The organism is Streptomyces sp. NPDC059679 (assembly GCF_042734105.1).
Taxonomy (GTDB): Bacteria; Actinomycetota; Actinomycetes; order Streptomycetales; family Streptomycetaceae; genus Streptomyces.
On the sequence record NZ_JBHWES010000091.1, the window covers coordinates 11,999 to 26,293 of the forward strand.

Below are 14,295 nucleotides of genomic sequence, written 5' to 3' on the forward strand. Positions count from 1 at the left end.
TCGAAGCGTCCGCCACAGCGTCCCTCCCGGTGAGTCGTCACGTCAGCGTCCACGCAAGCAGCAGGCCGTCGGAGGCTGCGATGTCGCGCCGATGAAAGAACGATGTAAGTCGGCCATGGGACGACCGGGACGGGTGAACTGTGGCCAAGGCCGGGGCAGATAGCGGGTGGGAGCGGTACCGTCGCCGCACCCTTCCACCCGCGGATTCCGGAGCCCGGCATGGCCGACCGCCGCAGCCTCACGCCCAACGCCACGCTGCGCGCGGTGCGCGAACTCGACTTCCAGATGAGCCGCCAGGAGTTCGCCGCGAAAGTCCGCGAGACGGGCCGGGCGATGGGCGAAAACGTCGGCTGCGACACTCGGTTAGTGGCGGCCTGGGAGGACGGGGAAGTGGGTTGCCCCCGCGCTGTGTACCAGCGGATCCTGACCAGGATGACCGGGCGGAGCATGGTCGGCCTCGGCTTCCGCATCGCCCCAGCACTGTCCGTACCGTCGGCCGCCGCGTACGGGCCGCGGGAGGAGAGTCCGGTGGAACGGCGCGACTTCATGCGAGACGGAACGGGCGTCGTCCTGGGGCTCCCCCTCGGCACCGAGAAGAAGGCACCGGGACGGATCGGAGCAGCCCAGGTGAGGGCCGTCACGCGGGCCGTGGCCACGCTTTATGCGAAGGACCACGACCAGGGGTCGGCGACGTTGCGCCGGGCCGCCTCCCAGGCGCTGCACACCGCCTACCAGTGGCTCCAGAACGGCACATTCACCAGCAGTAGGACCGAGGCGACGCTGCGGTCGGCGACCGGCGCGCTGGGGATCGCCGCCGGATGGCTGTCGTTCGACTCGGGCCGTCCCGGGGACGCCAATTCGCTGTACGGCGAGGCCCTGGCCGCCGCGCGGATCGCCGACGACCCCGAGCTGGAGGCGCACGCCTTCGGCTGCCTGAGCAAGCTGGCGAAAGCCTCCGGGCGACCGCGCGAGGCGATTTCCACCGCACAGGGCGCGCAGACCGTCGCCCGCAGTCTCGGCTCCCCCCGGCTGCTCAGTCTGTTCCACATGCGTGAGGCCAGCGGGTGGGCCCTGATGGGAGACGTCAGCGCGGCCGATCAGGCCATCGTCCAGGCCCACCACCTCTACGCCAAGGGCCCCACCGACGCAGACCCGCCCTGGCTGGACTTCTACACGCCCGGAGAGCTGGCCGGGTTGGAGTCGCTCGCCCGTGCCGACCTCGGCCAGCACGAACGCGCCGCCTCCGGCGCCGAACAGGCCGTTCTGCTGTACGGGAAGGGGTTCACCAGGAACAGGGCCTTGTACACGGCCGACGTCGCCATCCAGCATGCGGTCAGGGACCGTCCCGAGCCGGAGGCAGCCGCCGAAGCCGCGGGCAAGGTGTTGGCGTTCCTGCCTGAGGTGCGGTCCGACCGGCTGCTGCGATCCCTGCACGACGTCGCGGGCGCACTGCAGCGGCACGACCGCGTCCCCGCAGTCGCCGACTGGATCGAGAAGTACCGCACTATCACCGCCACCGGAGGAGGACGGGCGTGAGCCCCAGCACCCGCACACACGTCGTGATCCGCACCTACGGCCCCGGCCAGGTCGCGCCGCTGCTCGACACGATCGCCGACATCTGGGCCGATGCTCACCCGGAGATCGTCGACAACCCGAGCGCGTCCACCGATGGCCTGTCCGTGCCCGCACTGCACCGTCAGGTCCTCGGCCACCTCCACCACGAGGGGTTCACCCTGGCCGCCGCGTACGCGAGCGGCTGCATGGTCGGCTTCGGCTACGCCTTCCCCTGCACGCCCGAGTACTGGTACGGCCAGCTGCTGCCAGCGATCCCCGAACACGTCCGCGCCGGACGCCTCATGGGACTGTGCGAGCTCGCCGTCAGCCCCGCCTGGCAAACCCAGGGCATCGGATCCAGGCTCCACGCCGAACTACTCAAAGCGATCAACCCCGAGTGGTCATCCCTGCTCGTCCGCCCAGACAACGCCGAAGGGCGCAGGCTGTACGAGCGCATGGGCTACCGGTACGCCGGCCCGTACCGCAGCACCCCCGAAGGCCCCGGGTTCGACCTCCTACTCCTCCACGTCGAGCGCTCAGCGCCCTGATCTCGCCCGGCCTGTCGTATGACGGCCGCCGTCGATGCAGGCCCAGGCACAGGCGACTCGCCGGTTCGACCACGAACTCAAGCAGCAGTACAGCGGATACGGTGCGTACGTGCAGATCAACGGGGAGGAACAGCACCACCCCGGGACCGCGCTGCTGCTGACAGCCGCTCCCGCGGGCAAGGGCAGACTGCTGGATACGAGCGGTCTTGTGCCCGCGCTCGCCGCTGTGGCGCCGAGCGCGTGGAGCGGCACCGCAGCCACCACACTGATCGAGCTGACCGACCCAACCGATCCGCAAGCCGTGCTGACCCGCATCCAGTTCGCGACCGCGGCCCCGGACCCGCTGACCATCGTGCTGGTCGGTCAGCTGCAGCTCGACCGTAGACAGCAGAGCATCCACGTCGCGCTCGCCCGGTCCACGCCGTCGACCCTGCGCTACACCGGCCTGCCGTGGACGTGGTTCGTTCAGCAGCTGCAGCAGCGCCGCCCTGACACCACCACCGTCTACGTGGACCTGGTCGCCGACGCCGAGGTCTGGCAGCTGCTCCTCGACGAGCCCCTCGACCTCGGCCACGCCCGCGCGTTCGGCATCATCGCCCCGCCCGCAGGCCGCCGGCGGACAGCCCAGCCCCGGTACACCCAGGCCCTGGCCCAGACCCTGCGCACCGGGCACCGCCCCCGCGCCGAGCAGCTGCACCAGGAGGCGCTCCGTCGCATCGACACCGAGGGCGCGATCGTCCTCGGCCCCGAGCACTCTACGGCCGCTCCCCATACCGCACTTGAGGCCCGGAAACCGGCCCCACAGGCCCTGATCCCGGGCTCCGGGGCCCTGCCGTCCAAGGTGATCCCCCCGCAGTCGCAGCGGGCCGTCTCGCCCGTCTACGTGCCGAGCACCGCCGTGGTGCCGATCGTGGACGACCCGCACGAGCGGATCGCCGCAGCAGCGCAGGCTGGCCGCCACCGCGAGGCCGCCCAGCTGGCGGCCGCCGCCGAGCAACATGCACTGCAGCTGTTCGGCCCCGGCACATACCCGGCCGTCCACTGGATCGAGGTCAGGGCCTTCATCGCCTCGGTCGCCCAGGACCACGTCATCAGCTGTGAGTTGTGGCTCGCGGCCGCCGAGGCCCGGCTCGACGCCCTGCAGCAGGACCCCGACACGCCCGACGTCGAAACCGCAGCCGATGGCGCCCACCACCAATGGGAACGCATACGCGACGCCGCCCACGCCCGCCAGCTTGCCCCGCGACTGGTGGAGCTCCGCCGCCGGGTCCCCGGCGGTCAACACGGCGCCCTGGCCGCCATCCAAAAGAAGCTGAGCCACCTTCAGGCCGTCTGAGGCAGTGCGCCGACATGCCAGGTCACCGGCCATGCACCGCTGCTTCCAGCCTGGCGGGAAGATGTGGAAAATCTGCCCGCCACACGGGATCTGCGAAGCGACACGCCACAGAAGTTGATCCAAGTGCTCCTCTTGAGGCTAAGATCAACGGCATGGCCGGAGTAGCACGCGGACGCCCGCACCCCAAATCGACGGTTTTCCACGCCGATAAGCCGGTGCGTGCTGCCGTCCTCCTGCAGCCTGGCGAGCCCGTGCGGCGCATGTACGAGGAGCTGGTCGTCCTGATGGGCGTATCTGGTGCCGAGGTGCTCCGCGAGGCGCTCGTCGAACTGCACAAACGGAAGGCGCCGCGCGGAAGCACGGCCCGCCTGCTCAGAGAAGCCAGCTAGCCCCAGACAGCAGAAAGGCCCCGGCCCGTGGCCGAGGCACTTGACGCTCGTCGGGGGACTCTGACCTCGGATCCCCATCCTTGGTCTGAGTCCCAGTTCCATCCACATCACCAAAACCGCCGGACTACCCATCCGGCACTGCGGTTGACCTCCCAGTCAGCCACTTGTTCCACCACCAACCCGGCTTGTGTTCGAGCTCCCAACTCGTTCACGGGCCAGAGACAGGAGGTAGCCCTCTAAAACCTAAAAGCGCTGGTCAGAGCCGGTTTTCCTGCTCTGACACCTTCAGGCCCTCCGGCGGAGGGTCCCGTTTTCGTCGCTTATAGACCCCAGAAGGTGGTGTTCCAACATCGTAGCGGACAGCTGCGGTGTCGGCCCAGTGCGCCCAGATTCCGGTGTGTCCACGGAACTGGCCGTAAACGGTGCCTCACCTGCACATTCATCCCCGCAGGACCTGCCCGAGCTCGTCCTGCGCTTCCCGGCCATCCGGCCGAGGACCTGGTACCGCATGGCCGGGATCGCGCACGCGCGCGGAGTGCTGCCCGCCACCAAGTTCCGCCTGGCCCACTTCCTGAATGAACAGCGAATCGACCCGTCGACCGGCCGCATCGAAGGCCGCTGGGGGACCGTCCAGATCGACGGGGGTCTGACGCTCGCCGAGCGGTACGCCTACCGGTACGGGGTCGGCGTGGACCGGTTCTGGGACGACCTCAAGGGGCTGTACAGGGCCGGTTTTGCTGAGCGTGTCCAGGCGCCGGCGCCCGGCCGCCGCGCGGTCTACGCCCTGTGTCTGCGGGCCGATGCTATCCCCTCCGAACTACCCGAGGACCTCATGCGCGAGTTGCGTGTCTGGGACCTCCCCGAGGCCGAGGACCCGTTCGAGGATGCCCAGTACGGCCGCCTGACCTCCCGTCCGGCTGGGCCCGTCGAGCCTATGGTGGTGCGCGGGGAAAACCCCGAGACGCGCCAGATGATCGCCGAGATGGCCGCTGCTCCGCGCTGGGAGCACCCGGCAGGCTCCAAGGCCGCTTTGGTCGCCGGAGCGATCCGCGAGGACGCCCAGCGCCTTGAGCGCTTCGGCGTGAAGGGGATGACCCCGGATCTGCGCTGCACGGCCGTGGCCGACCGCGACCGGGCCGCTGAGATGACCGCCCGGATCCACCGCCTGATGGCTCTTGGGGTAAATGGCAAACCGTCCCCTCTATACGCGAGGGGGTTCTCACAACTAGATGGTTTTACAACTACCGGTAGTACCGAGCTGAGCCCGGCAATCGGCATGGGAAAGACAAAAACGACGCCTTCGGCGGCGACTGGAAAGAAGGGCGGCCAGGCTTTCGGGGAAGACCTCGGGTCGGTGGCCTGGAGGGTCCAGCGCCGCGTGTGGCACTCGTGGAGGGCCCAACTCGGCCGTGGTGAGGTGTTCTTGCCGTCCGGCAGCCCGGAGGAGCGCAGCCGGTCTCTCACGGGCGATGCATGGTCTGACCTGCACCACACGATCACCATCGCCCTGCGCCGGTCGACCGAGTCGGAGCTCGTCGAGCTGCTCACGAGCAACATCGTCCGGTACGACCGGTGGGGCCGCATTGAGGCCAAGGCCCAGAACGTGGGCCGTCTGGCCGGGTGGCGCCTGTGGCGCCTGATCAACTCGCGGAAGAACGCCCACGGCTACGGTCCGCGCCGCGAAATCCGTGTCGCCGCCCACGTCGAGGCATGGGACGAGGCCACGCCCGCCGAGCGCGACCGCATCCGGGCCCGTGCCCAGGAGGCCCGCGAGCTGCACCAGCGCCAGGAGCTCGCCCGCGCCGAGCAGGCCCTGGCCGAGCGGGCCGAGCGGCGCGAACGCTGGGGCCTGCACCGATTCGAGCAGCCCGAGGTACGCAGCTGGACCCGCGAGCCCGAGCACGTCCACCAGGAGGCCGAGGCCGCACGGCAGCAGATCGAGCACCGGTCCGCGGAGACCACCTACCGGGCCGCCGTGGCCCGCGCCCACGCCGAGAAGCGCGCACGCCAGGCCCGCGGCGGACAGTGACCCGCCGCTACGCTTCCGGCAGTCGTCGATCTGGAGGAGGCCCAGCCCATGGCCGTGAAAGGCGCCTGCCCCAAGTGCGGAGCCCCGATCCCGCCCAGGGACACCACCCGCGCGTGCAAGAAGTGCGGTGCCAGCTGGAGCCGTTGAGCGTCAGACCACGCCGGTACGGTGATCTGAGACCAGACCGCCCAGGTCACCAGCACGAAGAAGGGGAGCGAGCCATGGCCCTGGCCGTACAGATGAGCCCGGAGGTCGAGACCGCCCTCGGCCCGCAGATGGCCATACAGGTCCGCGCCGTCACCGAGGGAACGTGCATCGAGTGCCGCCAGCTGCTCGACGACGGACCGGTCAACGTGGTGCTGGGCCAGAGCGACGTGGCGACCGCCGGCGGAATCTGGTTTGTCCACGACCGATGCGCACCCTCCCGGATCGTCCCGCTGAACGCCGAGGCCACCGCGGCACTCATCCAGCCCGAGGACGGTCTGGACATGACGATGACCGCGGGCATCGTGGACGGAACGCCCATGCTCGTCGCGCGAATGGTGATGACGCCGCTCACGGACTCCGGGACCTACGGCGCCGAGCCCCGCAGCGTCTACATGCAGGCCCTGCTGGAGTCCGGCTTCCGCTTGGTCACGGCCGAGCTGGACGCCCCGCAACTGCCCGAGTGGGTGGCGGTCTTCCAGCCGCACGGACGCGACCTGCAGCTCATCGTGCTGAACCCGGCCGGGGAGAAGTTCTTCCACGGCACGCTCGCCAAGCCGCCCGCCGGGTGGATCAGGTCCGTCCTCGAGGAGCGCCAGGTCCTCATCCTCGGCGGAGACATCGCCAGCGGACGCCAGGCTGAGCCCGACGAGCAGCGCCAGGCCCTGGCCGCCGCCGCAGCAGCCGGGAAGCTGACCGGCGCCCGCGTCGCGTGCGGTCGCCCCACAGACTTCGGCCTGGCCTAGCCGCTCAAGCAGCCCTTCAGCATCACCAGGGCGACGACGACCGCGACGATCTGCACGGTCCTCTTGAAACCAAACGTACTGATCAGCACGACGTCCCTCGGGGATGGTGGCCAGCACCCATACGGCGCGGCCGCCCATTCTCGGGGGTCACGCGTCTTGGGCACAGAGTGATCGCCGGATCCCGCCCGCGCCCGCCTCCCGAAAGAGGCAACGGGCAACCCGTCGAAAGACGTGGTCCCAGCGGCAGTTGGCCGCCACCGTAGGGCCATGCCCCAGTTACGAATCGTCAGCTTCGGCTACGGGCACAGCAAGCCCCGGCCCACCTGTGCCCTGATGCTCGACGCCCGCCACCTCACCGACCCCTACCTCGACCCCGCCCTGCGCGACCTCGACGCCCGCGACCCGCGCGTACAGCGCGCCGTGATGCGCACCCCCGGCGCCCGCGCCCTGCTCGCCACCATCGTCACCGCCGGATACGCGCTGCTCGCCCAGGCCGCCGACGAAGAGACCGTGACCATCGCGGTCGGATGCGGGGGCGGACGCCACCGAGCACCTGTACTTGCTGCTCAGGCAGCCGCCCAGATGGACCACCTCGGCGACCTGCGCGTCCAGGCCGCCCACCGCGACCTCGACGAGGAGCTGCTGCCCGCCGGCGCGGGTGACGCCGCCGCCTAGGATCCGCTGCCCTCCCGGCCGCCGGTGCCGCAGATATTGGGGTGTTATCCGTGGCGGATCGTTACGGAGCGTACAGACGCCGGTTTCCGTTCCAATGTTCCCCGTCCCCCGAACAGGTACAGACAGGGCCGTATCTCGGCTGCCAGCCGGTGGGTGCCCCTGACCCCGGTATCGCCAGAACCTGCAGACCAGCCTGCGCTGATGTGGCGCGCGGGGCGCCGGGCTACCGCCCTCACTCGCTGCCGCTCGCTCGGTTGGTATTGGAGGCCGGCGGCCGCTCGCCGTCGTGGTTGCTCCTGGGGCCTGGTCGCTGTCGGCTGCTCGGCCGCGGCCGCCGTCGCGGCGTGTCTTCCACCGTTGCTGTAGATCGGCGCCCTTGCGGTGACCGGTCCATCCGGGAGACTGACACGGCCTATCCCCACCCGAGAGGATGCTCGTGGGACGACACAAGCCTGGAAAGCCCCGACGCCGCCGCCCCGACGAACTGCCCGCCAACATCCAGATCAGAGAGACCCGCCCCGGAGAAGGCAAGGTATTCACCGATCTCGCCGCGCTCGCCATGGAAGGACACGGCGATTTCGACGACCGCGAGGCCATGCGCGAAGTCATCGACGAAGGTGGCCCGTTCACCAGCAAGTTCGGAACCGGACGGATCGTTTTCCTGGTCGCCGAGCACACGCCCACCGGGCACATCGTCGGTATCTCGTCCAGCATCCCGCCCCTGTCCATCCTCGGCGGCATGGAGCGCGACGGAGCAGACCCCGCCGCCTTGGTTGCCACCGCTATGGCTTACGTCAAGCTCCGCGCCCTGGCCGTCGCAGACGACTACCGCCGCCAGGGCATCGCCTCCGCCCTCCTCACCAAGGCCCTGGCCATCCACCGTGATCACCGCGCGCTCTTGGCGTACGGGCAGTTCACCGCCGGGGACGACGCCCTGGCCCGGTTCTACCGGCGCCACGGCTTCACCATCCACGCTCCGGGCGAGCCCGTCATCCTTCCTGGCAGCTCCAGGCACCCCGACGTCGGCGCCTCCCCTCTCCCTGGCGAGCAGATGTTCTCGCGCACGATCTAACCCCGACCGCTCCTCCGGCCCCTGAAAACTTCAGGGGCCGACGCGGAGGGCCTATCTGGTCCGTGTTCGACGTCAAAAAACCATCGTTTTCTGACGCATGCGGGTCGAGGGCCGGAACCACCCCGACGCGCCGTCAAAAACCCCTTCAAAAACCTGAGGCTTCAACAACCCTCCGAAGACCCATTTCTGAGAGGATCCCCGGGTGACGACGCCCTACCAGCCCGAGGACCTGCTCGCTGCCTCTCCGGCCATCCTGACGAACATCCGCATCGGGTACGCCCGCGTCTCGACCAAGGGCCAGCTACTCGACCGCCAGATTGCCGCACTCGAAGCCGCCGGGTGCCGGCGCATCTTCTCCGACAAGAAGTCGGGGAAGAACGTCGAGCGTCCCGAACTCAAAGCGTGCCATGCCTTCCTGCAGGAAGGTGACACCCTCGTCGTGCCGAGTCTCGACCGATACGGCCGATCCCTGCAGGACCTGGTGAACATGGTCGCAGAGCTGCGGGCCCGCGGCATCGGATTCCAGAGCCTGCACGAGGCGCTCGACACCACCACGCCCGGCGGCCGCCTGATCTTCCACGTGTTCGCCGCTCTGGCGGAGTTCATCCGTGAGCTCATCGTGGCCGGCACCCACGAGGGCCTGGCCGCCGCGCGGGCCCGGGGCAAGACCGGCGGCCGCCCGAGCGTGGTCAACGCCGAGCTGATCCGGGCCGCCCGCGACATGCTCCCCAACCCAGAGAACAGCGTCGCCAGCATCGCCCGCATCCTCGGCGTCTCGGTCGGCACCCTCTACAACCACATCCCGGACCTGCAGGAGCTGCGGGCAAGCCGCCTCCCCCGCCAGATCGAGCCCGCCGCCCATTGACGTGACATTCGCATCGAAGCCCCGGTGGGCGCGGCGGGAGCAACGCTCACGCGAGAATGCTGATTTGTGAGAACGACCCGGAGGTATCCGGCGCCTATCCCGGGTGCCGGGAATGAGGCCTTCGCTCGCAAACACCGAGAGTGCGAGGACCTAGGGTATCTCGCAAGTTCACCCGATCGGCCTAGCCCCTTGTGCATCAACTCCATTTGACACCATACCGTCATGTGGTGGGGGACTGGCTCGAAGGATGGTGAGCGCATGCGTCGAAAATGGCATCTACTGGCGCTGACGCCAATGCTGTCACTGGCTGTGGGCCTCCTCACGCCGGTGACAGCACACGCCCAGGACGAAGCGATCTCGCTTAGCCCTACTCAAGGGCCAGCAGGCGCGAAAGTGACCGTAGTCGGTACGGGCTGGGAGGACCACTCGAGCCGCGGGCTCGACGTCCCAATCACGCTCGATGGCGACCAGCTAGCGGACCCAGTTCCCCTCAAGGGGAGGTTCAAAGTGACCGTGATGATTCCGAAGGGGACTCCAGCCGGGATCGTCCATATAAAAGCGATTCTCGGAAATGGTGGCTCGGTCAGTGCGCCCTTCAAGGTCACGGAACCGAAGCCGCAGCAGCACAAGCCCAGGCCCCCAGAGAAACCATCCGTTGTCGGCGGATCAGCTCACAAGGTGGTAGCTGGAGATACCTTGTGGGGGATCGCAACCAAGTTCCTCGGGTCTGGCGCCTTGTGGCAGTCGGTCTTCAACGCCAACAAGCCCGCGATTGAGCAGGCAGCACGGAAAAACGGGCACGCCACGAGCAATCACGGCAACTTGATTGTCCCGGCGACTGGGCTTGACCTGTCTTCCGTAAGGCAGGAAGAGCCGGAGGCCGCACATAGCCTCAACGTTGCGGCTGTGTGCAGCAACATCATGGGCAAGCTCATCGGCCCCCTGCCCGATGGCACGTTCGAGTGCCAGCTCCCGCGCAAGGACCTCGACGCGACCGAGCGCGTCTTCTCCGAAGGACTCGATCGCTGTATCGAGAGCAGCAACGAGAGAGAATGCCGCAAGAATGCCGTCGAGGTTGCGTCGCATCGTGCGCTCTCCCTGCTCACGCTTGCCCTGGGTGAACCGGCCGAGGCCAAGCCCACGGACGTGGCAAGTTGTGCGATCGGCGATGTCCCTCGGTTGCTGCAGGGGAGCCACAGTGCGGCTCTCGCAGCAAGCTTGGAGGTCGCCGAGGCGATCTACAACTGCGCGCTGTCGCCCCTCCGAATGGTGGTCAAACTGCTGAATCCCCAGCGGTAGCGACTGGTCCGACGGAAGAAGTCCTTGTGGCCGGTGCGGGCTCTCCCCGCACCGGCCACAAAGGACTGTAGACAACCCAGGGAGCGGTACGGCATTGCTCAAGCTCACTCGTATGGATGATCCTCGCCGTAAACGCCCTGGTGGCCGGGCACCTGCCTGTGGATAACTCTCGGTTGGCCCTGGGCTGATCGGTACATTGCGCGGGTGTCAGCACGGATCTTCTACATCGACGACTCGGGTGCCGAGAGCACCGGCTACGTCGTCTACGGCTGGGCCGAGATCGATCTCGCCCAGTGGAACGGCGCCTTGCGCTGTCTGCTGGACTTCCGGAAGAAGCTGTACGCCGACACCGGCATCCCCGCCGACTACGAGCTGCACTCCACCCAGTTCATCCCCGGCCGTGGCACCCCCTCGGTCAGACCCGCGTGGAACCGACGCAAGACGAACCGGCGCCAGGTCGCACAGAAGGCGCTCTCGGCCATCGCGTCGATGCCCGGCACGCGGGTCGGAGCAGTCTGGCGCCACACCACCAACAAGGGCCGCGCCTACTACGACGAGCGCGCCGCGGTGTACGGAGCCCTGCTCGCCGACCTCGACGCCCGACTCGGCGCGGCCGGCGACCACGGCATCATCGTCATGGACGGCGACGGATCAGACCTCACATACCAGCGCGAGCACCGCAAGCTGCGGCTGGCCAGCAGGCACATCGTCGAAGACCCCTGGTACATCGGCTCCCACACCAGCCAGCCCGTCCAGGCCGCCGACCTGCTCGCCTACACCGCCTACCAGACGGTGCAGCGCCACCCCGGCAAGGACTTCATGTGGGACTGGTGGAGCCAGCGACTCCCGGGCGCCGGCGTTCCCCGCAGGATCTGAGCAGCACAAAGGCCCGGCACTTCGGCCGGGCCTTGAGGAAGCTAGACCCGGTGATCCCGCGTACGCAGGCCAGGTCCGCACAGACAGTATGGCACACATTGCTCACTGTCACATCTGGTCACGCTTCGGTGCGTCGCCACGGCCGAACCCGCCCTACAGCGTCGGGCTTTGACGCAGCTCCCGCTCCCCCCCCCGCCGTACTATGATCAACGTGTCAGCTCCTCGTCGCACACTGGGCACCGGCCCTCAGATGCCGTCGGCGTCCACCACGACCTCCCCTCACCGCCAGGGCGCCGCCGAGGCTGACCTGGCCGAACTGCCCGCGATCCAACTGCCGGACCTCAGCGACCTACGCAACCGCGGCGTCCTCGGAGCACAGAGGAACCCGGCCCAGGCAGTGAGCATGACCCGCCGCCCGCGCCAACCATGATCCATCGTTGGGGTTAGCCGTCACCGCGTGACGCCTTCCCCAACGGCCGTTCGGATGCGTCACGCCGCATCCGCCAGGCCCGCGTCCGGCACCGCGGCGAGCAGTACACAGCATCCACCCGCCTCCGCAGCGACAAGCGCGACCCGCAGACCGGGCACCGGCCGCGGACCCACAACTCCTCGCCGCGGATGATTTCGAGACCTTGCTGGACGGCGTCCTGGTAGTCCGTCCAGAGCCGATGACGACGCCGCCACGCCTTCCCCCGGCAGGTCGAACCGCAGTACCGCCGGTTCGGCCCCGCGTTCCGGGGCAGCGCCGCTCGGCACTCCTCGCACCGCCGGACCTTCCTGGCCACCCTCCCAGCGTGGCCCAACACGGCCGACCGGGACGGTGCCGGCGGACGCCCGCGGCCGCCGCCGCCGCGTACGTCATCGACCGCCGCTGTACGTCACCGAGATGACGTACGGGCGGGGGACGCATCACGGCCCGGTGGGACCCCCTTGCGCCGCTGTACGGACTTCCGTACAGTCGCAGATGTACGAACTTCCGTACAGCGACCCGTGAGGGAGATTCACCCATGGATTCCATGGAATTGGCCTCAATCCAGTTTCACGAGGGCGAAGACGCCCGCTTCGGCGGCATCGATATCACGATCAGCCTGACTCGCGATCAGGCCGTAGCCATCCCGGACGTAGGTCTCATGGCCGACGCCTTCCGCGCAGCACTCGACGCACTCGCGACGCTGCGTCTGGGCTACGTGGACCAGAGCTCGTACGCCCCGGACCAGCCGCACGGTGACGCGGACGCCGACTTCTGGCGCTCTGCCATCTGGGCCCTGGACCGGCGCCTGGTGGGCCAGCTGACGGGCATCCGGGACGCCGCCGTACGCGCCCACATCGACAGCGGCGGGACCGTCGCCGAGACCGCCCGCGCCATGGACGTCGCCCGCAGCACCGCGCAGTACCGGCGCGAGGCCCTCCAGGCAGCCGCACCCAGCACCTGGGAGACCTGGGCTACCACTCCGCAGCACTGAGGCACCGCCCCGACGGTCGTAGGCCGGGTTCGACTCCCGGCCGGGGCACGGCCGCTATCCGCCGACTGGGCACCGGGCCAGGAACCGGCACGCACTTCTAATTTTGGGCCCTCATCTGAGGGCCCAAAACTGAAACTTCCCCAGGCCAGAAGGCCAGCAGTCACGCCGGATACAGCGTGAACGCTTCCCCGCGCATCGTCCGCACCACGGTGAAATGGCGCCTGTCGAGCGTGGCGACGCGCAGCGTCTTGACCCGCTCAGCGACCGCGACGACGGACGCGTCGGTCCCACCGAGCGGCAGGTTCGCGTATTGGCGGACCAGGGCGCCCATGCGCTGCAGGTCCTCCGGCATCAGGCCCGTGACCGTGCCGAACGCGCCCGCGGCCCTGCTCGGGAGCGCCCACGGTCCGTAATCCTCCGTGGCCCACCGCGCGGGCGGCTGCAGGTGCTTCGGGCCGGAAAAGAGGGCCAGCGGCGGAGGGGAGGGGGCGGCCGGGGCGCGGTCGGCGGCCGCCCCGGTTCGTCGTGGCCCCGGACCGTACCCCCGCCGTCGCGCATGCGGCCGCGTGAGGCGACCGCACCGCCCGGCCGTGGCTGATGGGGGGCAGCTGCTGCCGCGCGGCGGTGCCGGCCGCCGTGGTCGCTGCGCGTCGGCCCGGCGCCGTCGTGGCCGAGCAGCGTTTCGCGCACCACCCCGGGCAGCGGCGCGGGCCGGTTCAGCCGCTCTCCGCCGTCGCGGGTGGAGAGCAGCGGTCCGCACGGTCGTCGATCTTCCCTCCCTCCAATTCAATTCAATCCATCACTGCAATGAATTGAATTGACACAATGCATTGCAATGCATTAGACTGAGGGGACCGCAAGGACGACGAGGAGGACGAGATGACCGACCGGGTGACCGCGTACGACACCGCCCCCGACCTGTACGAGGAGCACCAGGAGCTCGTGCGGACCATGGCCCAGCTCCCCCTGCGCGAGCGGCTGCTGCGTCGCGCCGCGCTCGCCGACCGGGAGACGCTCAACGCGCCCGAGGCGGACGGCAAGGCCCTGCAGTCGATCCGCAGCGCCGCGCTCAAGCTGGCCAAGCACGACCAGACGCACGGCACGGCCGCCGGCCCTGTCGTCGCCCCGGTGACCCTCGGCACCGACTCCCCCACCACCGACCTCCGGTCGTACGTCCGCCAGGAGTACGCCGCGTGGAGCTTCCGTCCGTGATCCGCCCCGCAGACCTCCCCAACGCCA

Annotated in this window: 15 protein-coding genes; 14 read left to right on the forward strand and 1 reads right to left on the reverse strand. The window is 69.1% G+C overall.

Annotation, left to right across the window (positions count from 1 at the left end; all coding sequences use genetic code 11):
- Positions 1 to 219: 219 nt before the first annotated feature.
- The 13 genes from ACFV2X_RS50020 (at position 220) to ACFV2X_RS50080 (ending at position 13,056) form a co-directional block, all read left to right on the forward strand.
- On the forward strand, positions 220 to 1,536 hold the full coding sequence (locus ACFV2X_RS50020; RefSeq protein ID WP_385629705.1) for a hypothetical protein: 1,317 nt from the start codon (positions 220 to 222) through the stop codon (positions 1,534 to 1,536).
- Positions 1,533 to 2,102, forward strand: a complete 570-nt coding sequence (locus ACFV2X_RS50025; RefSeq protein ID WP_385629707.1) for a GNAT family N-acetyltransferase — start codon at positions 1,533 to 1,535, stop codon at positions 2,100 to 2,102. Before ACFV2X_RS50020 ends, ACFV2X_RS50025 begins: the two co-directional genes overlap by 4 nt.
- Before the next feature lie 34 nt (positions 2,103 to 2,136).
- On the forward strand, positions 2,137 to 3,438 hold the full coding sequence (locus ACFV2X_RS50030; protein ID WP_385629708.1) for a hypothetical protein: 1,302 nt from the start codon (positions 2,137 to 2,139) through the stop codon (positions 3,436 to 3,438).
- 152 nt (positions 3,439 to 3,590) lie between these two features.
- Complete coding sequence (locus ACFV2X_RS50035) at positions 3,591 to 3,827, forward strand: hypothetical protein (protein ID WP_385629710.1); 237 nt, start codon at positions 3,591 to 3,593, stop codon at positions 3,825 to 3,827.
- Positions 3,828 to 4,224: 397 nt separating this feature from the next.
- On the forward strand, positions 4,225 to 5,856 hold the full coding sequence (locus ACFV2X_RS50040; protein WP_385629712.1) for a hypothetical protein: 1,632 nt from the start codon (positions 4,225 to 4,227) through the stop codon (positions 5,854 to 5,856).
- 221 nt (positions 5,857 to 6,077) lie between these two features.
- Positions 6,078 to 6,806, forward strand: a complete 729-nt coding sequence (locus ACFV2X_RS50045; protein ID WP_385629715.1) for a hypothetical protein — start codon at positions 6,078 to 6,080, stop codon at positions 6,804 to 6,806.
- Positions 6,807 to 7,073: 267 nt separating this feature from the next.
- The gene (locus tag ACFV2X_RS50050) at positions 7,074 to 7,481 is read left to right on the forward strand and encodes an ATPase (protein WP_385629716.1); all 408 of its coding nucleotides are present in this window, start codon (positions 7,074 to 7,076) and stop codon (positions 7,479 to 7,481) included.
- A 436-nt stretch (positions 7,482 to 7,917) separates the two neighbouring features.
- Positions 7,918 to 8,553: a GNAT family N-acetyltransferase gene (locus tag ACFV2X_RS50055; protein ID WP_385629718.1), complete on the forward strand. Its 636-nt coding sequence runs from the start codon at positions 7,918 to 7,920 to the stop codon at positions 8,551 to 8,553.
- 202 nt (positions 8,554 to 8,755) lie between these two features.
- The gene (locus ACFV2X_RS50060; protein WP_385629720.1) at positions 8,756 to 9,418 is read left to right on the forward strand and encodes a recombinase family protein; all 663 of its coding nucleotides are present in this window, start codon (positions 8,756 to 8,758) and stop codon (positions 9,416 to 9,418) included.
- A gap of 258 nt (positions 9,419 to 9,676) precedes the next feature.
- Entirely contained in the window at positions 9,677 to 10,717 is a 1,041-nt protein-coding gene (locus ACFV2X_RS50065) for a LysM peptidoglycan-binding domain-containing protein (protein ID WP_385629722.1), read from the forward strand.
- 204 nt (positions 10,718 to 10,921) lie between these two features.
- Positions 10,922 to 11,593 carry a DUF3800 domain-containing protein gene (locus ACFV2X_RS50070; protein ID WP_385629724.1) on the forward strand — a complete coding sequence of 224 codons (672 nt, stop codon included), beginning with the start codon at positions 10,922 to 10,924 and terminating at the stop codon, positions 11,591 to 11,593.
- Between the two features lie 211 nt (positions 11,594 to 11,804).
- Complete coding sequence (locus ACFV2X_RS50075; RefSeq protein WP_385629727.1) at positions 11,805 to 12,023, forward strand: hypothetical protein; 219 nt, start codon at positions 11,805 to 11,807, stop codon at positions 12,021 to 12,023.
- Between the two features lie 577 nt (positions 12,024 to 12,600).
- On the forward strand, positions 12,601 to 13,056 hold the full coding sequence (locus ACFV2X_RS50080; RefSeq protein ID WP_385629729.1) for a hypothetical protein: 456 nt from the start codon (positions 12,601 to 12,603) through the stop codon (positions 13,054 to 13,056).
- Positions 13,057 to 13,216: 160 nt separating this feature from the next.
- Here the strand turns inward: ACFV2X_RS50080 and ACFV2X_RS50085 are convergent, their stop codons facing one another.
- Positions 13,217 to 13,408 carry a hypothetical protein gene (locus ACFV2X_RS50085; RefSeq protein WP_385629730.1) on the reverse strand — a complete coding sequence of 64 codons (192 nt, stop codon included), beginning with the start codon at positions 13,406 to 13,408 and terminating at the stop codon, positions 13,217 to 13,219.
- Between the two features lie 527 nt (positions 13,409 to 13,935).
- On the opposite strand from ACFV2X_RS50085, the gene ACFV2X_RS50090 reads away from it, so the two are divergent.
- Entirely contained in the window at positions 13,936 to 14,268 is a 333-nt protein-coding gene (locus tag ACFV2X_RS50090; protein WP_385629733.1) for a hypothetical protein, read from the forward strand.
- Positions 14,269 to 14,295: the final 27 nt, after the last annotated feature.

Bases quoted from the DNA above. Each gene is read 5' to 3' on its own strand.
- ACFV2X_RS50020 (WP_385629705.1), top strand. From the start codon at position 220: ATGGCCGACCGCCGCAGCCTCACGCCCAACGCCACGCTGCGCGCGGTG.
- ACFV2X_RS50030 (WP_385629708.1), top strand. From the start codon at position 2,137: ATGCAGGCCCAGGCACAGGCGACTCGCCGGTTCGACCACGAACTCAAG.
- ACFV2X_RS50035 (WP_385629710.1), top strand. From the start codon at position 3,591: ATGGCCGGAGTAGCACGCGGACGCCCGCACCCCAAATCGACGGTTTTC.
- ACFV2X_RS50045 (WP_385629715.1), top strand. From the start codon at position 6,078: ATGGCCCTGGCCGTACAGATGAGCCCGGAGGTCGAGACCGCCCTCGGC.
- ACFV2X_RS50050 (WP_385629716.1), top strand. From the start codon at position 7,074: ATGCCCCAGTTACGAATCGTCAGCTTCGGCTACGGGCACAGCAAGCCC.
- ACFV2X_RS50065 (WP_385629722.1), top strand. From the start codon at position 9,677: ATGCGTCGAAAATGGCATCTACTGGCGCTGACGCCAATGCTGTCACTG.
- ACFV2X_RS50080 (WP_385629729.1), top strand. From the start codon at position 12,601: ATGGATTCCATGGAATTGGCCTCAATCCAGTTTCACGAGGGCGAAGAC.
- ACFV2X_RS50085 (WP_385629730.1), bottom strand. From the start codon at position 13,408: ATGCCGGAGGACCTGCAGCGCATGGGCGCCCTGGTCCGCCAATACGCG.
- ACFV2X_RS50090 (WP_385629733.1), top strand. From the start codon at position 13,936: ATGACCGACCGGGTGACCGCGTACGACACCGCCCCCGACCTGTACGAG.